The 20,985-nt window shown below is 53.8% G+C and carries 17 protein-coding genes and 1 riboswitch; of the genes, 2 read left to right on the top strand and 15 right to left on the bottom strand.

Translation table 11 applies throughout. The features are described 5' to 3' along the window. Positions 1-6: 6 nt before the first annotated feature. The 3 genes from ACK5LI_RS15435 to ACK5LI_RS15425 all read right to left on the bottom strand — a co-directional run bounded on the left by ACK5LI_RS15435 (position 7) and on the right by ACK5LI_RS15425 (position 3,493). A complete protein-coding gene (locus ACK5LI_RS15435; RefSeq protein ID WP_416950997.1) occupies positions 7-891 on the bottom strand; it encodes a 4Fe-4S dicluster domain-containing protein in 885 nt (294 codons plus the stop codon). Continuing rightward, positions 888-3,083 (bottom strand): molybdopterin-dependent oxidoreductase, encoded by a 2,196-nt coding sequence (locus ACK5LI_RS15430; RefSeq protein WP_416950995.1) that lies wholly within the window; start codon positions 3,081-3,083, stop codon positions 888-890. Before ACK5LI_RS15430 ends, ACK5LI_RS15435 begins: the two co-directional genes overlap by 4 nt. Before the next feature lie 89 nt (positions 3,084-3,172). Then, on the bottom strand, positions 3,173-3,493 hold the full coding sequence (locus ACK5LI_RS15425) for a cytochrome c (RefSeq protein ID WP_416950993.1): 321 nt from the start codon (positions 3,491-3,493) through the stop codon (positions 3,173-3,175). 467 nt (positions 3,494-3,960) lie between these two features. Between ACK5LI_RS15425 and ACK5LI_RS15420 the strand changes: the two genes are divergently transcribed. Beyond that, positions 3,961-5,616, top strand: coding sequence for an FmdE family protein (locus ACK5LI_RS15420; protein WP_416950991.1), 1,656 nt, complete (start codon positions 3,961-3,963; stop codon positions 5,614-5,616). 283 nt (positions 5,617-5,899) lie between these two features. Here ACK5LI_RS15420 and ACK5LI_RS15415 read toward each other — a convergent pair whose 3' ends face one another. From ACK5LI_RS15415 to ACK5LI_RS15385, 7 genes are all read right to left on the bottom strand, one after another. Next, positions 5,900-6,646, bottom strand: coding sequence for a molybdenum cofactor guanylyltransferase (locus tag ACK5LI_RS15415; RefSeq protein ID WP_416950989.1), 747 nt, complete (start codon positions 6,644-6,646; stop codon positions 5,900-5,902). Between the two features lie 18 nt (positions 6,647-6,664). Continuing rightward, the gene (locus ACK5LI_RS15410) at positions 6,665-6,982 is read right to left on the bottom strand and encodes a carboxymuconolactone decarboxylase family protein (RefSeq protein WP_416950987.1); all 318 of its coding nucleotides are present in this window, start codon (positions 6,980-6,982) and stop codon (positions 6,665-6,667) included. A 24-nt stretch (positions 6,983-7,006) separates the two neighbouring features. Continuing rightward, the gene (locus tag ACK5LI_RS15405) at positions 7,007-8,620 is read right to left on the bottom strand and encodes a DUF3369 domain-containing protein (RefSeq protein ID WP_416950985.1); all 1,614 of its coding nucleotides are present in this window, start codon (positions 8,618-8,620) and stop codon (positions 7,007-7,009) included. Between the two features lie 10 nt (positions 8,621-8,630). Then, positions 8,631-9,887, bottom strand: coding sequence for an ATP-binding protein (locus tag ACK5LI_RS15400; protein ID WP_416950983.1), 1,257 nt, complete (start codon positions 9,885-9,887; stop codon positions 8,631-8,633). Then, a complete protein-coding gene (locus ACK5LI_RS15395; RefSeq protein ID WP_416950981.1) occupies positions 9,877-12,780 on the bottom strand; it encodes an ATP-binding protein in 2,904 nt (967 codons plus the stop codon). The genes ACK5LI_RS15400 and ACK5LI_RS15395 overlap by 11 nt, the downstream gene beginning before the upstream one ends. 109 nt (positions 12,781-12,889) lie before the next feature. After that, positions 12,890-13,345: an RrF2 family transcriptional regulator gene (locus ACK5LI_RS15390; RefSeq protein ID WP_416950979.1), complete on the bottom strand. Its 456-nt coding sequence runs from the start codon at positions 13,343-13,345 to the stop codon at positions 12,890-12,892. A gap of 173 nt (positions 13,346-13,518) precedes the next feature. Next, the gene (locus tag ACK5LI_RS15385) at positions 13,519-14,745 is read right to left on the bottom strand and encodes an L-serine ammonia-lyase (protein WP_416950978.1); all 1,227 of its coding nucleotides are present in this window, start codon (positions 14,743-14,745) and stop codon (positions 13,519-13,521) included. A gap of 294 nt (positions 14,746-15,039) precedes the next feature. Here ACK5LI_RS15385 and ACK5LI_RS15380 point away from each other — a divergent pair, with 294 nt between their 5' ends. Beyond that, positions 15,040-15,768, top strand: coding sequence for a TIGR00266 family protein (locus ACK5LI_RS15380; RefSeq protein ID WP_416950976.1), 729 nt, complete (start codon positions 15,040-15,042; stop codon positions 15,766-15,768). Positions 15,769-15,863: 95 nt separating this feature from the next. On the opposite strand, the gene cobI is transcribed toward ACK5LI_RS15380, so the two are convergent. The 5 genes from cobI to ACK5LI_RS15355 are packed head-to-tail and all read right to left on the bottom strand — an operon-like array spanning position 15,864 to position 20,657. Beyond that, positions 15,864-16,583 carry a precorrin-2 C(20)-methyltransferase gene (gene cobI / locus ACK5LI_RS15375; RefSeq protein ID WP_416950974.1) on the bottom strand — a complete coding sequence of 240 codons (720 nt, stop codon included), beginning with the start codon at positions 16,581-16,583 and terminating at the stop codon, positions 15,864-15,866. Beyond that, a complete protein-coding gene (locus ACK5LI_RS15370) occupies positions 16,583-17,710 on the bottom strand; it encodes an ABC transporter substrate-binding protein (RefSeq protein ID WP_416950972.1) in 1,128 nt (375 codons plus the stop codon). The genes cobI and ACK5LI_RS15370 overlap by 1 nt, the downstream gene beginning before the upstream one ends. After that, positions 17,707-18,684, bottom strand: coding sequence for an ABC transporter ATP-binding protein (locus ACK5LI_RS15365; protein ID WP_416950970.1), 978 nt, complete (start codon positions 18,682-18,684; stop codon positions 17,707-17,709). The genes ACK5LI_RS15370 and ACK5LI_RS15365 overlap by 4 nt, the downstream gene beginning before the upstream one ends. Continuing rightward, a complete protein-coding gene (locus ACK5LI_RS15360) occupies positions 18,681-19,769 on the bottom strand; it encodes a FecCD family ABC transporter permease (RefSeq protein WP_416950968.1) in 1,089 nt (362 codons plus the stop codon). The genes ACK5LI_RS15365 and ACK5LI_RS15360 overlap by 4 nt, the downstream gene beginning before the upstream one ends. Then, positions 19,770-20,657 carry a sirohydrochlorin cobaltochelatase gene (locus ACK5LI_RS15355; RefSeq protein ID WP_416950966.1) on the bottom strand — a complete coding sequence of 296 codons (888 nt, stop codon included), beginning with the start codon at positions 20,655-20,657 and terminating at the stop codon, positions 19,770-19,772. A 137-nt stretch (positions 20,658-20,794) separates the two neighbouring features. Then, a riboswitch (cobalamin riboswitch) is annotated at positions 20,795-20,975 on the bottom strand. Positions 20,976-20,985 lie beyond the last annotated feature (10 nt).

The following is a 20,985-nucleotide window of genomic DNA, read 5'->3' as shown; positions in this document are numbered from 1 at the left end:
GTCCTCCTATTCTTTGCTTTCAGCGGCGGTACCGCCGACGCTTTTTGACGAGTCTTTGGTAGATTCAGAGTCTGTCGGAGTATTTTCAGCTGCATTATGAGCAGCCTGTCCGGAGGCTGCTGAGCTTTCTTTATCCGGTTTTTTATCTGATGGGGCTGCGTTATCATGATGCCCGCCGTCTTTACGGCTCAGCAGCTGTCTGCCCAACATGGCCAGTACGCCGATGCCCGAAAGAGCAACCAGTCCTTTGATACCGGGGGCCACTACGCCGGTGAAGGCATCCATGGAGGCAGGAGCCTTGGCTTCCTGCACCCATCCCTTCGGGGCGGTTGCCAGCAGGTAGTACATGTGCGGTGCAGTGTTACTTTTTTCGTTAATCAGCTGGACAACCTGTCCGCTGTATTTGCTAAGAAGTCTTGAAGCTTCGGATTCAGGATCATGAATGTCGCCGAATACCCGTGCCTTGGTCGGGCAGGTGTCCACGCAGGCTGGCGGAATACCGGCAGCCCGCCGTTCGGGGCAGTAGTTGCACTTGTCTGCAATGCGTTTTGCAGGGTTACGGAATCGTGCCCCGTAAGGGCAGGCGGGTATGCAGTTGCCGCAGCCGATACACAGCTTGGGGTCAATCTCCACTATGCCAGTGTTCTTCTCTTTCCATGTGGCGCCAGTTGGGCAGGCATCCACGCAAGTCGGCGCTTCGCAATGCATACATGCGCCGGGCTGGAAGTGACCGTTCTGGTTTCTGCCGGCCTTTACAACGGGCACAGCTTCTTTAATCCAGTTACGGTTGTATCCCGCTGGAACATTGTTAGCCACTTTGCAGGCTACAACGCAGGCTTTGCAGTCAATGCACTTGGCCGAATCGATCACCATGGCGAATTGCTGCGTCATGATGCCCTCCTCGTTACAAACACGAATGTTTCATGCATGGCGGCGTTGCCGGAAACACTGTCATAGTGACTTTCCAGCAGGGCGGCGATGCTGGCTCCCACACCTTTGATGCGGCTGAGCCCGTCGGAAAGCGTGCCGAATCCCGTCAGCATATAGACAGAATCAGGGCGGATGCGCTCTGTTACTTCCGCTTTCAAGGTGCCGCGGCCCACAGGCGATGATACTTCGACCATGTCTCCTTCGCTGATGCTCAGGCGTTTTGCGGCGTCGGGATGTATCCACAAGGTGTTTTCGGGCACCAGTTCATGGATGAGCGAGTTGTTATTGGTCGAGCCGTGGGTAACGTAGGCGTTGCGCCCCACCAGCAACCGGAAGGTGTTGGCAGGTGCTTTTGCCGGAGGTTGATAGACCGGCATAGGGTCGAGCCCCATTTTTTCGTAACGCTGGTTATAGAATTCAATTTTGTGGCTGAAGGTTTTGTAAATACGGTCTTCGTAGATGCCGTATACCTTGCTGGGGTTGTAGTATACGCCGTCACGCTCCAGCGCGAGCGGTGCATCCGGCAGGTCGCGCAACTGCTTGCTGCGGTATTCATCCATGGAGAAGTCGAAATATTCACCAAGCTCAAGTCTGCCTGCGATGTCTTTAAGCACATCAAATACAGGCCGTGATTCGTACATGGCGGGTACTACAGGATCACGCTGGACCACGCAGGCACAGGCGGAAGAGCCTTGCAGGCCTGAGGCGGGGTCCTGTCGTTCCAGATAGCTGGGCGCAGGCAGCACAAGGTCAGCCATGAAGGCGGTATCGCTCATCACAATGTCCACCACCATCATGAAATCCATTGCATTACACATTTCAATAGTGCGTGCACGGTCCGGCGCATTGACCAGCGGATTGGTCTTGTAAATGAACCATCCTTTAATGGGATACGGTTCTCCGCTGAGCACCGCCTCGCGGGTAAGCACAAACGACCCGTCATGTTCAAACAGGCCGGGTACGGTGCCTGCGTCCACCCGTTCGAACGGGTTTTCGTCGTACCACGGTGCATCATAGGGTACGCCTTTCAGACCGACTGCCCGTGCAGCCAGCAAGCCGCCGGGCTTGTCCCAGTTGCCCAGCAGGGCGTTTACTATGGCAAAGCTGCGCCGGATCTGGGTAGAGTTGCTGTAGTCCGATGTACGCCTGCCGGGGTATACCATGGCGGCAGGAGCGGCGGCTGCAAGCTCTCTGGCTATGCGGGTAATGTCTTCTGCAGGAATGCCGCACTCTTTTGCCGCCCATTGCGGAGTGTACTGCTTTACATGCTCCGCAAGCTGCGCAAGCCCGTATGTTTTTTCTTCAATCCATGCAGAGTCGTATAATTTTTCTGCAATAATCACATGGGCCAGTGCCAGCATAAAGGCCATGTCGGTGCCGGGACGGATTGGATGCCACTCATTGGCAAGCGCTGCTGTTTTGGTGTGGCGCGGGTCAAGCACCACCAGCTTGCAGCCGTTGCGCAGGGCCGTCATCATGTCGATGGAGTCAGGCGTGACCAGTGCTTCAAATCTGTTCGCACCGGCCATGATGATGTAGCGGCTGTTCAATACATCGGCAAAAGGGGCTTCGCCAAACGTATCAAGGTAGGCGCGGTTGTTGGACAGCAGGCACAGTGATTCGTGTGAGGTGATATTGTACGAACCGAAGACTTCGGCAAAGCGGCCTACAAACTGTGATTGCAGGTCTGCTCCGGCGGTGAACAGCATACCGCAGGGGGTATATTCCTTGCGCACTGCCTGCATTTTTTCTGTGGCAATATTCAGGGCGTCATCCCACGAGATACGCTTCCATTTACCCTCGCCGCGCTTGCCGACACGCAACAAGGGGTATTTCAGACGGTCAGAATCGTATAGCTGGGCTATGCCCGCATTGCCTCTGGCACACAGCATGCCGCGTGATTTAAGAAATTTGGGATTAGGGTCAAGCTTTGTAACTACCCCGTCTTCCACCCGGGCTATCAGCCCGCATTTATTAAAGCACATGTCGCAGGCGGAATAATGCGATGTGAAGTCCGGCGCTTTGGCCTTTGCCGTGCGCACCATGGGAGCCAGCGAGCCGAGTATGGAGGCTCCGGCTCCGGCGGCAGCGGTCAGCCCTGCCGCTTTAAAGAACCCGCGTCTGGTCAGTCTGGGGTGCCTGATGTCCGACATGAAATCCTCCTGTTGTTGCCTCGGGCGGCAATGGTACCACCGGCCTGCCCCTGTCATGCAGAATTGACAGGGGCAGGCGCAGGGGCTGCTTAGCTACACTTCGCCGGAGAGGGGGAATCCTTGGCGAAGTCAATCATGTAGGTAAAAATGTCGTTAAGGTCGGAGTCAGAAAGGTTCGGCCAGTCAGCTTTGCAGGGAATGGAAGAAGGATCGGCCTGAAGTGCTTTCCATTCTTTTTGCAATTTGCTGCTGGGTGAAAGGTCGCTGGCGTTCACGCCATGACAGGTGCGGCAGTGCTTGCGGTAAAGGTATTTGCCTTTGCGCGCGTTGCCACCTTCGGCAAAAGCCATGCTGAAAGCTGTTACCAGAAAGAGTGCCGCTACGATTCCGGTGATGACTTTGCGTTGCATACATTCTCCTGTTGCATGATTTTTTATCCACTCTACCGATTGTGCTGTTACTTCGGGCGAGTGCAATGATAAAAGACTGTTTTTACTGTTTCCCGACGCGCTGTGCCCGGGCTGACGCTTTGTGAATATGAGCTATGAATACCCATAGGGGGTATGGGTGTCAATGGCGTGCAACGTTTTTTTGTGACGACAGCATTATTTTTTTCGGGTGCGATACGTCATGTTGTGGCGGTGCACACGCTGAGGTGGCGGGCTTTGCGCTATATATTGCCCGTAACTAGTAACAAACCATGAAGTTATCATAGGTGCTGGACGTGACGGGCGCGGCAAGGTATGTGAGTGGGAATCATGTTCCGGCATGATGCGCAACTCTGTTTGTATGGCGCAGGGATTGTGTAATGCGGTTAGTTTTGTGGTCTGGGGGAACACTTTCGTCCTAACAGGTTAACAAAAGGCATTTACTACAGATGAACATTGGAAAATACACTTTCGAAGAGTTTAAGGAGCTTGCCGCCGCGTTTCACAGTTACCCGGCGCCGGGGCTTCTGCTGGGCGGGTACATGGTTGAAATGGCACGCCGCCAGCTGCCCGAAGGCACACTATTTGAAGCAATGGTGGAGTCTGCCAAGTGTCTGCCCGACGCTGTACAGTTGCTGACGCTGTGCAGCACCGGCAACCAGTGGATGAAAGTTATTCCTTTGGGCCGGTATGCTGTATCGCTGTACGATAAGTATACGGGGCAGGGGTATAGGGTGTATGTAGATGAGCAGAAGCTTAAAGCATGGCCCGAATACTATGCATGGTTCATGAAGCTGCGCCCCAAAGCAGAGCAGGATTCAGACCAGCTTTTCGCAGAGATTGAAGAGGCAGGCGAAACAGTCTGCGGTATCCAGCCTATTCAGATTAATCCCAAATATCTTGGCCATTCGCACATGGGCGACGTTGGGGTATGCCCCGTTTGTAAAGAGCCTTATCCGGCCCGTGACGGCGGCATCTGCCGCGGCTGTCAGGGCGAAGCGCCTTATGTCATCGACTCGCGCGACGGACAGCCCGATGATGTGGCAGATGTGCTTGAGCGCGCTCCCCTGCGGATTATTCCCGCAGAGCAGGCAGAAGGGAAAAAAGCGTTGCATGATATGACGGAAATTGTTCCTGATGAGCATAAGGGACCTTCCGTACTTGCCGGTCAGACTCTGGAAGCAGGAGACCTGTGCCGCCTGCAACGTATGGGTAAATTTAATGTATACGATGATTCCGAGCTGCCTTCCGACGAATGGGTACATGAAAACGCTGCGGTAGAAGCGTTTGCAAAGCGCATTGCCGGTGATGGTGTGGCCTATGAGCTGCCCCCCCGCGAAGGTAAGATTAATTTTACCGCCGCGCATGCAGGTGTGCTGACGGTTGATCTGGAAGCGCTGGAGCGATTCAATCTGGTGCCTGACGTGATGCTGGCTACCCGCCACGGGTATTCCGTCATCGAAGAAGGCAAGCAGATTGCTGGCAGCAGAGCTATACCTCTGTATCTTTCGCAGGAATATTTCAGCCGTGCACTTACCGCGCTGGGTGATTCGCCGGTACTTTCCGTCAAGCCCATGGTGCTGAAAAAGGCAGGGGTGCTTGTTACCGGAACAGAAGTGTTTCAGGGGCTTATTGAGGACCGTTTTATTCCCATTGTCAGCAGCAAACTGATGGGACTGGGATGGGATGTGACTGTCAGCCGCATTGTGCCGGACGACAAGGACGCAATTTCACAGGCTGTACGTGACTTCATGGAGCAGGGGGTAGAGCTGGTCGTCACCACGGCTGGTATGAGCGTGGACCCCGACGACGTTACCCGTGCGGGCCTTGTTGACGCAGGCCTTTCTGAAGCGCTGTATGGGCTTCCCGTGCTGCCCGGCACTATGACTCTGGTGGGCAGGCTGCGGCATGGCGGACGTACCGCGCGCGTTATCGGTGTGCCGGCCTGTGCGTTGTATTACAAGACCACGGGCTTTGACCTGCTGCTTCCCCGACTGCTTGCAGATTGTGACGTTACGCGGCGCGATCTTGCCCGTCTGGCAGAAGGGGGCTTTTGCCACAACTGCAAAGCCTGCACATGGCCCAAGTGTTCGTTCGGTAAATAGCGATATACAACTGCATTTGAATAACGCAGATAACGGCAGCGGAAGGCAGTTCCGCTGCCGTGTTTATATTCAGTACGGCGGTTGTAGTGTTCGTTTATTGCAATACAGATTATCATGACGGCACAAAATGCAATCCATAATGTGTATTGATAACGGGGGGGTGAGTTTTTTCCGGTATGCGCGCTGTTTTATAAAGAGAGCGCAACGTGCGGCTCCGGATATACAGGACGGCCTGAGGGACTCCTGCAACGTTGCCTGCAAGTATGTTGCTTACGTGCTTGGGCTACCAGCGTTTAGGGCGTGTCGCCAGTTCCGGCATGGATGGCGTGTTACCCGCCTGCATGGCGTCCAGATCATCAGGTGTGTTGATGTTGGCAAATGACTCAAGCTCAGGGTCAACTGCTTTCAGTGTTTCTACCTGCGGTGCTACGGGCATCATTCCATCTGCCTGCATCCTTTCAAATAATCTGAATACATGAGGAGTGCCTTCGCTAGCCAGTGCTTCCATATACGGAATGCAGGCGCGCCGGTAAACGGCCAGAAGCGGCATCCAGAACCCGTCAGCCTGTCTGGGAACAACGGCAGGTGCTTGTGGTGCAGTTAGTGCCAGTTGCAGAAGATGCTGCAAGACGCTTTTTTTTAAAAAAGGAGCGTCGCACGGTACTACAAGCACAAGATCGTTCGAAGCATGCACCAGTGCGCTGTGCAGCCCTGCCATAGGCCCTTTAACGGGCAATATGTCCGGTACGCAGCGGATTCCTTCGGGCAGCATATCTGCTTCATTGCAGTCACCGCCAGCAAACAGCATTTCGTCTGCAAACGGGTGCAGCACTGCCAGTTGCCTGTCGCGTATGGTCCGCCCCTTTATTTCAAGCAGCCATTTGGATGAGCCGTTCAGGCGTACTGCCAGCCGTTGGCCCTTACCGCCACCCAGTATGGCAACGGTACAAGCAGGATGTGCTATCTCTATGCGGAAACCAGCACAAGCGCACGCCTCTGCCTCCGGATTTTCTTTGTTCGTCTCGCTCATCGGCTGTCTGGATGCGGGTTAGGCGTCATCAATAATGTCGAAAGCCCAGCTGAGCGCGGCAGCCACAGTGGGATAGCCGATTGTGGGAATCAGCAGAATGAGCGCATGACCGATTTCGTCGCCGGCGCATCCGGCTTTAAGTGCTCTGCGGACATGGCTGTGCACAGCTCCTTCGGAACGCTGCGCCGCAGCGGCGGCAAGCTGGATAAGGTGTGCCTGCTTTTTATCCAACGGACCGGCAGCAGATGTGGCTTCTCCTAGCTCCTGCAGTTTATCCATCACAGAGCCATAACGGCTTTGCATCTTCTGGAAATGCTTGGGGGTACGACTACTCATGGTTGGTCTCCGGTTGTGTCCGGTTCAGGATGCTCTGGGTGTCTCCTGATACCGTTCGCGAATCCTGTTGATCTCGTCAAGCTTGTCAAAGAAAACATCAATCAGCCTGGGATCAAAGATAGTTCCCTGATTTTCCCGAAGGTAGCTGAGGACGTCTTTCTGAGTCCATGCTTCTTTGTATACCCGTTTGTTGGAAAGAGCATCAAAGATATCTGCAAGGCAGGTAATTCTGCCGGCGATATGTATGTCCTCGCCCTGCAACCCTCTGGGATATCCCTGACCGTCCCAGCGTTCATGGTGCTCGTGGGCGATGATGGCGGCTGCCTGCATGATGGGACGTTCGGAAGTGTTCAGAATGTGATACCCGATGGTTGTATGCGTCTTCATTACCTCACGCTCTTCATCGGTCAGTCGTCCCGGTTTAAGCAGGATCGAATCTGATATGCCTATCTTCCCGACGTCATGCATCGGGGATGCATGGCGGTACAGCTCGGCTGTCTCTTCGCTAAGTCCCATGGCCAGAGCAAGAACACGCGTAAATTCGGCCACGCGCCGGACATGGTGCGCTGTTTCCTTTGAGCGGCTTTCCACAACGTCGCCCAATCGAAGAATAACTTCTTTCTGGGTGTTTATGATTTCTTTATTCAGGTAGACGTTGTCAAATGCCACAGCCACGTTGTTGGTAAATACCTGCAGCATGTTTTCATCTGGCGTGGAAATTCCGCCCCGACCTTCCAGATAAATCAGGTGCTCGCGTCCATCGCGGGCAGGAAAGTAACCGACGTAGTCGCGCCCGTTGAATATGCTATGTTTTTTTTCAACTGCTTCTTTTACTGCTTTACGCACTTCATCACTTAAAGCGGGGCAGCCTTCGTCGGTCTGCAGGTCGTTGTATTTGCCCGTAGCGGCAATGAATTCCAGTGCATCATGGTCGTTGGCAGCCGTAAAGCCCGAGCTCTGAATGTATACCGACCCTGCAAATAAGCCGTACAATGAAGAAAGCTGCGTCAGCACGCCTTGGGCAAGCTGGCGGATGGAGTGTATTTTGAAAAGATTGGCAGAGGCATCAATAATATGCCGCAGTCCCTGCCTGTTCTGCTCGATGACCCGCAGGTCGCGATACGAACGTAACGCAGTGTAGACTGTGGTGAATAACCGCTGTGAAGTAAGTTCGGCCTTATGTTTGTAATCGTTGATGTCATATTCAACAATTACTTTGCGCTCCGGTGCCTGCCCCGGTTGTCCCGTGCGCAGAATGATCCGCACCAGATTGTTGTTAAGCTCTTCGCGGATGGCTTTTGCCACTTCAAGCCCTGCATGATTTGTCTCCATGACAACGTCCAGCAGAACAGCGGCAATGTCCGGTTGTTCCTTCAGAATCGCTAACGCCTCTTTGCCGGTGTACGCACTTAAAAACTGGAGGCCGGCACCGTTGAACGTAAAATCACTGAGAACCAGTCTGGTTGTCGTGTGCACGTCTTCCTCGTCATCGACAATCAGCAGCTTCCAGCATGAGTCTCCACCCATCTCGCACGTTTCAGAAGAACTTTCAGATGCAGTGCTTTCATCTTCTTCGGCAAAGAGCAGATCGTCGTCATGGTCATCGGCCTGAACGGGAATATTGTCATATGTAGACATGGTCGCTCCTTTATTCGGCAAACTGTTGCGATGCCTTAAATGTGCATACCGGCATGGAGACCACTGCCTCCGTACCGCCGCCGCTTTGCGGAAGCAGGGCTATGTCCCAGTGGTGCTCTGTGGCGATGCGTCTGGCAAGGCAAAGCCCCATGCCGCTTGCTTCGGGCAGCGTTGAATACAGCGGGTCAAACACAAATGGGAGTACAGAGTCTTTTATACCGGGGCCGTTGTCGCGTATGTGCAGGAACACCCGTTTACCGGTTGGGATTACTCTGATTTCAATCAGGCCTTGTGCCTGCGGGGCAAAGTTCAGAGCGTTGCCCAGTAGTTCGGCTATAAGTCTGATCAGCAGGTCCGGGTCGGCAACAATCGGGGCAGGAGTATAACTTTCTTTCCAATGTACATTGTCTGCACTACGCGAGCTGCCGCCTGATTCGGGATTCTGTTTAAAAGCCTCAACGGCTTTTTTTACCGCCTGACCCAGATCAAGCTGTTTTCTCGGGCCGGTTGTAACGGCTGCGAAGTCGGAAACACTGTGGACCAGCGATTCAAGCTTGGTTGCTTCTTCCACTATGGGAACAAGGTAATCTTTGATGTGCGAATCTTCAGGGATACCGCGCAGTATCAGGCGTGAAAATCCGGCTATGGACATTGTGCGGTTGCGGATATGGTGTGCTACCCCCAGCGCAAGTTGGGCAAGGCGGCTACGATTATCTTCTATTGTCAGCAGATCACGGTAAGAGCGCAGAGCCGTGGTTACAGACGTTGCCAGAGTCTGCGCGGAAAGATCTGATTTCTGGCGGTAGTCGTTTATGTCCAGCTCAGATATGACCTGCTGTTCGGGGGCGAGCCCCGGCTGGCCGGTGCGCAGAATGATCCGCACAAAGGAGTTGTTCAGTTCTTCACGCACTCTGCGGGCCACTTCCAGTCCCGCATGCGGTGTTTCCATCACAACATCAAGCAGAATCACGGCAATGTCATTGCGGGAAGAAAGGGTAGCCATCGCTTCGTTTGCAGAAAGAGCATACAACAGTTCCAGCTGCTTACCTTCAAAGGAAAAGTCGTTCAGCACCATGCGCGTGACGCGGTGAACTTCTTCTTCATCGTCTACAACAAGAACCGTCCAGCAGACGTTTGACACACAACCGGAACGTTGAGTGACGTCATTGCCAGTTCCCTGTACATCTTCAGGAGCGAACAGCAGATCGTCGGTATCACCCGCGGATACAGGCTTGAGATGGTCGGTGTTGTCGTGGCTATGCTGCATGGTTGTTTCCGCTTATTGGTATGACGATGGTAAACGAAGTTCCTGCACCGGGAGCACTGTCACAAGTTATCGTGCCGCCTAGTCTCTGGGTTACCAGATTGTAGACAATATGCATTCCAAGGCCTGTACCGCCTTTGCCGCGTTTTGTAGAGAAGAAAGGTTCAAATATCTTGTCGCGTACCTCAGGAGGCATTCCGTTTCCGTCATCCTGCAATACAAGCTTAAGTTCCGCTTCAGTCATGTGAATTGAAATGGTCAGGGTTCCCTTTTCTACGTTTTCAAATCCGTGCAGCAACGCATTGGTCAGAATGTTTGTAACAATCTGCATAAAGACGCCCGGGTAACTGATAATGGTCGCCTCTTTGTCGCCTTCCACCTTTACTGTATGGGCTGTGCGCTTATAACGGGGGCGCAGACTGACCAGAACTTCTTCCAGGTACTCTGACACGTTGAACTTTCGTGGCATTTCTTCTGACTGGTCTACAGCTACTTGTTTGAAACTGCGGATAAGTTCCGCCGCGCGGTTCAGGTTTATCTGGGTGGCAGCCAGAGATTCGTTACCGGTACGCAGAAAGCTTTCGATATCCGAACGTCTCATTTTGCCGGAAGCATATTGCGCTTCAAGCTGCTGTATTTTTTCCTGTAAAAAAGAGGTGCTTGTGACGCCGATGCCGATAGGCGTGTTGATTTCATGCGCAACTCCGGCAACCAGACCACCCAGCGCAGCCATCTTTTCAGTCTGCACCAGCTGGCTTTGTGCCTGTTGCAGCCGCTCAAGTGACTCTTTCAGTTCTGCTGTCCGTTCACGTACACGCTCTTCAAGTTCTTCGTTCAGCTTTTCCAACTCATTCCGGGTGGTCACTCTGTCGGTGATATCCGTGGCAAAGCCTTCGATCACATCGCCGGGCCTGCACTCCACACTCTGCGGTTCGTTGGTTTCTGTCATGCATGTCCCGCTTTCCCATACCCAGCGAACAGAGCCGCCAGCTTGTACGATGCGATATTCCACGGCATAACGCTGCGGAAATGCCATGGCTGCGTTTTGTACCTTGTGCAAATCAGCAGGGTGGATAAGGGCCCAATAGCCTATATTGTCGCACAGTCTGGCAGGAGAATAACCGGTAAGCTGCAGGCAGCCTTCGCTGGCAAACAGTATTGTGCCGAGATCATCGCCCCTGCGCCTGAAGGCCATTCCCGGAAGGTTTGAAAGCAGCACGGCGTAGCTGCGCTCACGCCTTGCAAGTGCATCCTGAATTTTTTTTCTGGCGGTTGCATCCTGCCCGGCAGACAGCAGACCGACAACTTCTCCGTCTTCGGAAACAATAGGTTTGTTGAGCCAGGATACCCATACCTTGTCGCCATTTTTACAGGTATTTTCGTTTTCGTGGCTTTGATAAATTTCGGGATGTTCCAGAATGCGGTTGATCAGATTATGCAGGTCTGGCAAGGCGTTTGAACTGTCCGGCAGCAAAGTTCCGTGTATTTTTTTGCCGTCCAGCTCTCCTTCGCTGTAACCGAAAAACGACAGGCCGTATTCATTGATAAACTCAATTGTGCCGTCTGTGCTGATGTGCAGAATAATGGAGCGGGCGTTGTCTACCAGTTCACGGTATCGTGTTTTGGCTTCGCGCAGGCTTTGTTCTACTGCGCGTTGCTTTATGATGTGTCGCGATTCGAGTGCCAGCGCAAGAGTCAGCAAGCTGACCAGCACGAACATGGGGAGCAGGATTTTGCGGTACCGCTGATAGAACGTCGGCGGTTCGTTCAGTATAATGCTGTCTGCGGGAACGTTTGCAAGCTCTATGGAATATTGCTGAAGCTTGTTATAATCGTAAATATAGTTGTTCGGGCTGACAGTGATCACAGGAATATCAGCAGCGTTGCCCCCGCGGGCTATACGCAACGCCATTGTAGCAGCCTGACGCCCCTGCTCAACGCCGTCTGTCAATTTACCGCCGACAATACCCCTTCCGGCAAAAAAACCGAATATCGCAAAGACAGGTCTGTCTGTGGCTTCGAGTATCTTGTTAAGACTTTGCCGGTAGGTTCGTACCTTTTGCTCTGTGTCCTGCAGGGCCGACATCAGCAGAATGGCGCTGCCGCTGTCCAGATTGGCCAGATCATGTTGCAGGGAGTCAAAGGTGTAGTTGCTCCACAGTTCCAGACGACCGCGTTGAGGAAGAGTGATAACCTGCCTGTTGAAGTCTTCAATTAATGCCTGACCAGTCTGGGAGCGGTCGCTTATGGCGACAATTCTTGATAGTTCCGGCAACATGGAAAAGGCTGCCTGCAGCGTGTCGTCAATGCTTACTGCCTCAACAATGCCGGTAACGTTTTCATGCCCTTTAAGCATTTCGGGGGTGTAATAGTTGTATCCGCAAAAGACGATACTGCTTTGTGCAAATTCTTTACGGTGCTTCAGCAGCAGATCAAGGGCGATGTTATCGGCGGTTATGATGACTTCAGGCGGGTGGAGGGTGTATTTTTTGCGTAAAAAACGCAGCATATCCACAAGATGCTCTTCTTCCGGATACCGTTTGGCATCAAGATAGTCGATGGACAGGCGCACGTTGCCGTTTGATGCATCAACGACAGGTTCGATAATTTCCTGAACACCGGTACTGATGTCCTGCACCCATAACATGTTCGGATGATATGAATGGAGCAGCAGAATGTGCAGCTTTTCGCCGGTGTCTGCAGCTTTTGCCTTTGCAGGAAAAGCAAAGCTGCCTGATATAAAAACGAGCAGAAGGAAAAAGGACAGGGCAAGATGTAATGCAAGGAGCCGCATCGGGCAGCACCCGTGCAGCATTTCCGGCTGATGAAAAGAATTAAGGACTGTTGCGCCGGAAGATGCTTTTTGAGGTGTGTATCTATCCGTAATGTTATGCATAATGGCCCTGTTATGTTTATGAAAACAAAGTCAGAGCCATAGTAGCATAGTTTATAGCGCAATCAACATTATAATAGGTGTGCCTACAGGAGGTTGTACGTGGAGAGGCTCAGGACAAGTTGTCCAGCTGACGCTTAGCTTCGTGCGGAGGACCTAACATGGATGAGTCGTGCATCAGCTCTGCCAGCGTGATGGACTCCAGCTCTTCTTCCATGACTTTGGAAATGCGCATCCAGACAAGACGGGTTTTACAGTCATGCGAACGTTCACAGGCAGAGTCATCACGGCTGCATTCTGTCATATGTATGCCGCCTTCCATTACGCGTACTATACGGCCAAGAGTCAGCTCTTTGGGAGAAACTGCCAGCAGGTGTCCACCTGTTGCTCCGCGAACGCTGGTGACAATGCCTTCTTTTTTTAACGGTTTTAATATCTGCTCGATAAATTGAACCGTTACTCCGGTGCTTTCAGAAAGCATGGATGCACGACGGGGGGTATTGTCATCATGCAGAGCAAGGTCAAGCAGCAGACGCGTGGCATAGCGTGTTCTTGCGGATAGCTTCATAATACTCGCAATCCCGTGGCATGGTTAAAGGAGCATCGCGTATTTAGTTCAGGTTAATCCTTAGTATGCTACTCCGGTTTCGTCAAGAATGCAGCCGGAAAAACTTCCTCTCTCTAAATATAATAGGTTGTTTTTTAGAAGTATTTAACTGAACAATGACTTTTGTGATACCCCTATGGGGCATCTTTTTTTTTAGGAGGACGCGCTGCATACACTCTTGCCAGCCCGCCGCGGGATGTTTCGCGGTAAAGGCTGGGCAGGTCGTGACCGGTCTGTGCCATAACGGCAACCACTTCATCAAAAAGAATGCGGTGAACACCATCTGAGAGAATCGCCATCTGCGCACGGGAAAGGGCTCTTGTTGCAGCACAGGCATTACGCTCGATACAGGGTATCTGCACCAGACCGTCCACAGGGTCACAGGTCAGACCGAGATGGTGCTCAAGTCCCATTTCCGCCGCGTATTCTATCTGTCGTACGGTGCCGCCCATCAACTGCGTTGCAGCGGCTGCAGCCATGGCGCAGGCAGAACCTACCTCGCCCTGGCACCCTACCTCGGCGCCGGATATTGATGCGTTATGTTTAATGATATTGCCGAAAAGACCGGCGGTAGCCAATGCGCGCAGAATGTCCGTTTCCGTGGCGTTTAGCGTGTCACGCAGATAGTACAGCACTGCGGGCACAATGCCGCACGAACCGCAGGTAGGCGCTGTTACTATAACGCCGCCTGCTGCGTTTTCCTCTGACACGGCAAGAGCGTAAGCCGTAACTTTGCCTGTCTGATGCATGGTCTTGTGGGCCAGCTTGGTGCGGGCCATATAGTTCCAGGCCTGCCTGCGAAGCCCTATGGAACCGGGCAAAACCCCCTGTGCCGTCAGGCCGCGCTCCACGGCGTCCTGCATAGCCTGCCATATTTCTTCCAGAAAGCTCCATATGTCGTCGCCTTCGCAACGCGCCACATATTCCCAGTATGTCAGCCCTTTTTCTTCACACAGCGCCATGATGGAGCCAAGATCAGGCAGGGCGTATACTTTGTTTGCAGACTGGCGGGGTTCGTCTTCCGCCATTATGGCACCGCCGCCTACGCTGTATACTTTCCAGCTGTCGAGTACATTGCCTGATTCGTCCAGTGCTTCGAAAATCATGCCGTTGGGGTGTCTGGGCATTTTTTCGTCAGGCTTCCACAGTATTTCACAGCGGGAATCGCCCAGCACCTGATGCACGGCCCAGTCGGTAAGGTGACCTTTACCTGTGGATGCAAGACTTTCATATAATGTGACTCTGAAACGGGGGGCATCCGGATTGCGCTGCAAAAATTTACGGGCCGCGTTTTGCGGTCCCATGGTATGGCTGGACGAAGGGCCGACGCCTATGCGGTAAAGCTCTCTGATGCTGTCCATGTTGCCTCACTGATGTGGAACGGTGATTCAGACAAGGCGGCGGACGAAAACAGGATATGAAAATGCGTCACATGCTTGCCTGCGAGTATTACTCTTCAGGTAGCGTGAGTTGCATACGGCGTCAATCCGGCTGCAGGATTTTTTATCATGCGATACCCCGCATCGCCGCCTGCAGTTACGAACAGGCAGATTATTTCTAGCATAATGACATGGTAAGAGTGTACAAGATCAGCTGCAAAAAGGACTGCATCAGCCTGTCATTTATAGGTAAACAGTAATCTGAAAGGAGTCTTCGTGGAAAGTCATGACGTTGATTACCGCATCATCGGCGGTGATTTGCAGGTAGTGGAAGTGGAACTGGACCCCGGCGAAACCGTTATTGCCGAAGCCGGAGCCATGTGCTGGATGGATCAGGGTATTGAGTTTGCCACGCGCATGGGCGACGGTTCAAAGGCGGACAGTGGTCTGTTTGGCAAGCTTCTGGGCGCAGGCAAGCGACTTGTGACTGGTGAGTCGTTGTTTATGACGCACTTTACCAACGAAGGTTCCGGTAAAGCCTCGGTTGCATTTGCCGGTCAGGTTCCCGGGCATGTTGTTCCGGTAAATCTGGCGGAGATCGGCGGCGAGCTTATTTGCCAGCGAGATGCTTTTTTGTGTGCGGCACGTGGTACCCAACTGGATGTTGCGTTCAGCAAGCGGCTTGGGGCGGGGTTCTTTGGCGGAGAAGGCTTTATTTTGCAACGTCTGCGTGGGGACGGTCTGGTCTTTGTTCATGCAGGCGGTGCCGTGGTTCGCAAGGATTTGCGCGGCGAGATGCTGCGTGTTGATACTGGCTGTCTTGTAGGTTTTACCTCTGGCATCGACTACGACATTGCTCTTTCCGGCGGGTTGAAGTCCATGGCGTTTGGCGGAGAGGGTGTTTTTCTGGCTACGCTGAAAGGGCATGGCAGTGTGTATCTGCAAAGTCTGCCCTTTAACAGATTGGCAGACCGGATCACTGCTCTTTTTCCGGAGAAGAAATAACGTATAAAACTGATGCGAATAAAACGGCCGCCCAAAAGGCGGCCGTTTGTGTTTGTTAAGTCTGCGTACGTAACCTACTGTCAGCAGAGCTGTTCTTATTCCCATCCGTTGCGACGTTTCTTGTCACCGGTAACCAGCAGCAACGAAAAGTAATGCGGCCTTTCCGGTGCTTCTGCCAGTGATTCGGCAACCACTTCTCCATCCATGCCAAGACGCGAGATAAACGTGCTCTGGCTGTCTTTTTTTGCGGCAACAATGGTATCGCGGATGGTGGTGAAGTTTTTGTACGTCTTAAGGATTACAGCGTTATCTGCAAAATCAAGAGCCTTATCCAGTCCGTTGCCTACGCCGGAAAGCAGCAGCAGGTTTTCTCCTGACTCACACAGCACAGTCCGTGTGCGCGCCGCAGCGGCCTGATATGACGTGATACCCGGAACAACTTCAACAGGCAGATCGGGGTTGATAGTCCGCAGCGTCTGCATGAGGTATCCGAAAGTAGAGTAGATAAGAGGGTCGCCCAGTGTCAGAAAAGCACAATTTTTACCGGCGGCAAGATGTTCTGCCACTACGGCTGCATTTTCGCTCCATGCCTTGCGAAGCTGTTCCTTGTCGCGCAACATGGGAAAACCCAGCTGTCTGATTTCCACGTTTGCACGCATGTGCGGACGCGCGATGGACAACGACACCGAATAATCGTTTTTGGTAGAGCTTGCGGCAAATACAACATCTGCACGGGCAAGAGTTTTTACCGCTTTTATGGTGAGCAGATCGGGGTCGCCGGGGCCGACGCCGATGCCGTACAAGGTTCCGTACACTAAGAGTCTCCTTGACCAGTTACCGCAGGGGCCGGAGCAAATCGCGAAGGATGCAGATACCGCGCAAGTTCTTCCACAGCGGTCACGGCACGTGGGCCGGGCCGCGAGAATTGCGCTTCTTCCACAATCATCCAGCGGTTTGCCTGCACTGCGCGCAAGGGGCGGTAGTGCGGCCTGTCTGTAAGCGGAACAGGTACTTTATTCATGGGGCCGTGCTGCACAATGTATACGTCTGGATTCAGGCGCAGCAGTTCCTCTTCCGAGGGGCGATCTAGTTTTTTGTCTGCCTGCAGGCAGTTTGTTCCGCCTGCAAACCGGATAATGTCATTGACGATAGAGGCCTGACCCGCTCCCAGCAGGTTGGGGTAACGCACTTCAAAAAAAACAGTCGGTTGCGGTTGGTCGGCAACTGCGGTCTGCACTGCTTCAAGTCGCTGCTGCAGGTTGCCGTTCAGGTGTGCCGCTTTTTGCGGAGTGCCTGTCAGAACGCCCAGCCGCGTGATAACCGAAAAAAGCTGTTCAAAGCTGCCTGCATGAAATTCCGCAACGGGAATGTTCATGGCACGCAATTCCGCAACGGCCTGTTGTGCCTCTTTGCGTCCGCTCATCTGAAGCACCAGATCAGGCGCAAGGCCTGCGACCAGCTCCAGATTAGGGCGCATGTGTGTGCCGATTGCCGGAAGTGCTGTAATGGCGGGGGGCCAGTTATCAGCATTGGTGCGGGCAACCAGCCTGTCCTGCAAGCCCATCTCGGTCAGTATTTCGTTAAAGGCACCGTACAGTGCGATGATGCGCTGAGCAGGTGCCTGTAATTGCACTGTGTGTCCGGTATCATCCGTAATGGTCACTGGTAGTCCGGCATGAAGGGCATGGCGGCCATGAAGGCTATGACGGGCCGAAGCGGAGTCGGCAACTGTCTGCAGCTTGTAGCCATGCGTTTTTCTGGAATCAGCAGCAGGTACCCTGCCGGATGAGCTGGCGGGTGCACCAGCGGAACCGGCATTTTGCTGCAGCAGCAGAGGCGGGGTTTCGGCTGGAGAGCCTGCCACCGCAGGTGCGTATACTGAAAATACAAAAGCCGCTGCTACCGTAAGGCAGCAGATAATTTTATGTAATCCGCTTATCACAGGACGCCTCCGGCATTGCGGGATGGCAGGAACAGGGCCTGCGGAACATCATGGTCAGGGTGGCGTACCACTCTTACAGATGTTTCGTAGATACGGCACAGATTGTCTTCGGTAAACACGTCCTGCGTAGGGCCGTCCAGCGCGATACTGCCGTCTTTCAGGATTATCAGGCGGTCACAGTATAATGCCGCCAGATTCAGGTCGTGGATGGCGGCAACCACAGTTAATCCTTGCAGATATCTGCGGCGCAGCATGTCATAAATTTCCACCTTGCGGGCTATGTCCAGACCTGATGTTGCTTCGTCAAGCAGCATGCACGGGGCGGATTGCGCAAGGGCACGGGCAATAAGCACGCGTTGAAATTCACCACCGGAGAGCTGTGATGCAGGGCGCGCCGCAAAGCGGGCCGTTGCGGTTTCCTGCATGGCGTTATCTGCGGCGTTATAGTCCTGCCCATCATAGCCACCCCAGAACGATACATACGGGTAGCGTCCCATAAGAACGACGGAGCGCGACGGTATGTGAGGTACGGTATCCGGCCGTTGCGGCACAGAAGCAACAGCCATGGCCCGTTGCCGTGGTGACAGGCTGCTTACTTCGGCTAACGCCGAAGCGTTGGTTTGCGCTATGCAGTGCTGTCTTGCATCGGTACTCTTTTGTGAGGATTGCCCTGTACTTTTTGGCTCGTTGTCGTGAATTTGTTGCGTGCAAGTTGCTGCGGTATCTTCAGCTGCTGTATTCATGTTGTGCCCGAATCCGGCGCTACAGGCAGAGCCTGCGGCATCAGCCGGACGCAGCAGAACAGCACCGCCAAGCGGAGGCAACACGCCGGAAAGCGTCAGTAGCAGGGTGGTTTTGCCGCTGCCGTTGGGTCCAAGCAGGCCGACCATCTCCCCCTGCCGTATATGCAGTGAAATATCGCGTAGTACGGGCGAGTTGCCGTGCCCCAGAGTGGCGTTTTGCAGGCGTATCATAACGACTGCCCCGTCTTGCGGCGTAGCAGCAGGCAGAAAAACGGGCCGCCAAGCAGCGCCGTAACCACGCCTACGGGAAGTTCTGCTCCGCCGGAAAGCAAGGTTCGTGCAAGAACATCCGACCAGAGCAGCAGCAGCCCGCCGGTAAGAGCGGATACCGCCAGCAGTGGTCTGTGTTCTGCGCCTATGAGCAGTCGTACAAGGTGGGGTACAACCAAACCTACAAACCCGATAACACCGCTTACAGCAACGGAGACACCGGTAAGAGCTCCGGCGCCCAGCAGCAGCCAGAGGCGTACCCGTCCTGCATCCATGCCCAGTTGACGTGCCTGCACCTCGCCCAGCGAAAGAATATCCAGCTCCCGCGAAAAACGAATTACCGGCAACATTCCCAGCACGAACCATGGCATAAACAACATCACCTCATGCCAGCCGCGTCCCTGCAGGCTGCCCATTATCCAGAACACAATGCTGGCAACTGATTCTTCATCAAGCGATTTTACCAGCGAGATAAGGGCTGAAAGAAACGTGGATACGACTACACCTGCCAGCACCAGCGTCTCGCGGCGCATGACCCCGCCCACACGGCCCAGCATAAGCACAGCTGCAAGAGCTGTAGTAGCGCCCAGCAGAGCCGCGGCGGGCAGCACGCCCACAGCGGGAAAAAAAGGCAAAGCTACAGAGCCTATGCCCCAGAAAATAGCTACCGAAGCACCAAACGCAGCACCTGATGAAACGCCCAGTGTAAACGGGTCTGCCAGAGGATTGCGCAACAGGCCTTGATACACAGTGCCTGCCACTGCCAGAGCGGCACCTACCAGCAGCGAAAGAACAACCCGCCCCAGACGCAGGTCAAGCACAACAACGGAAAGTGCAGGATTATCCACCGCTGCGGCGGGCAAGGCACCAAGCCCCGCACCATGCAGCAGTATTGCCGTAACATCCTTAAGGGAAACGGGAAAGGCGCCGAAAAAACAGGCCAGAACCACCGAGGCAACACACGCACACAAAGCTGCCGCCACCAGCAGAAGGGGGCGGTTGGTGTGCGTCTGGTACGCTCCAAGGGTGTTTCCGGCCTGCTTCATTTAATCAAGCTCATCAAATGCGGTTTTCAGATGATCAATCCAGATGGCGCGCACGGCGGGAACAGAGGCCATGCCTTTGACAACGGTAACGGGAGTGATGCCGTTGGCCTTGAATTCACTTTTCCACGAGTCGGGCTCGTCGCTGGCCATGTCGTTAACGGTGTGATCTCCGGCAACGGACATCAGCGGCAGCAGGTATGCTTTTTTGACACCGTTCTTTTTCAGAGCGCCAAGGATATCATCCAGCGAGGGGCTGCCTTCAACGGTGCCCACAAACGCGGTCTCGTCCAGCTTGTTCAGATAGTATTGCAGCGCAGGGTAGAACGCATTGGCTGCATGGCTGGTACCGTGACCCATGAAGACAACGGCTTCGCCTGCTTTACGGTCAGCGGGTACGGCAGTCATAATGGCCTTTGCCACGCGCTCCATATCTTCTGCGCTGTACATCAGCGGTTTGCCCACTTCGACCTGTTTGATGCTTTTGGGCATGCCTTCAAAACGCTCTGCAGTATGCATAAGCCACAAAAATTCAAGCCCGGGGATCATATGCAGTGACTGCACGGCAACGTGGTTGAACCCTTCATCGCCAAGTCGGGCAAGTGCCACGGCAGGGGAATCAACGTGCATGTCCTGTTCGTTGGCAATGGTGTTGCGTACCTTACGGGCGGTGTAAGCCCAGCGTACTTCCACGCCGGGAAACGCGGCGCGTACTTCTTTGTCCAAGGCTGCAAAAGGAGCACGGGCCTCGGGCACTGTGCTGCCGAACGTTGCCAGAAGGATGGCTTTTTTATCCGGCTGGGGTGCTCCGTGGCCTGCCATGGCAGGGACGGCAAGAAGCATCAGGCAGAGAGACAGAACAATAGCCTTGCATGCATTGTTCATTTTCATGAGGAAGACCTCCAGAAAAACTGGGGCGTTGATATGATGTCACGGTAAAAGGATAAGGCGCTGCTTCCTGTAAGTGCAGGAAGGGGCGCCTTTGTTACCTTGACTGACTTTCTGCGGCAAAGCCCCGTGCCCAAAAAGTTCTCCTTTACTCTTCAGGCAGGTCTTCCGGCTTGTCCGACCATATCCGGCCTTCCCGGAGCAGCTCCAGTGGCACAGTGTGGATATGGCGTTATTCGAACTTACGGCGGCGGGTCCGCTCCCGACTTTAACGGGATTCCCTATCAAGCCCATAAGGGCACCTGAATTGCTTCGGGTTATATACTCCTAA

The organism is Oleidesulfovibrio sp. (genome assembly GCF_047973035.1).
Taxonomy (GTDB): Bacteria; Desulfobacterota; Desulfovibrionia; order Desulfovibrionales; family Desulfovibrionaceae; genus Oleidesulfovibrio.
The sequence above is the reverse complement of the archived record's forward strand: the minus strand, read 5'-3'. Positions and strand labels throughout refer to the sequence as shown.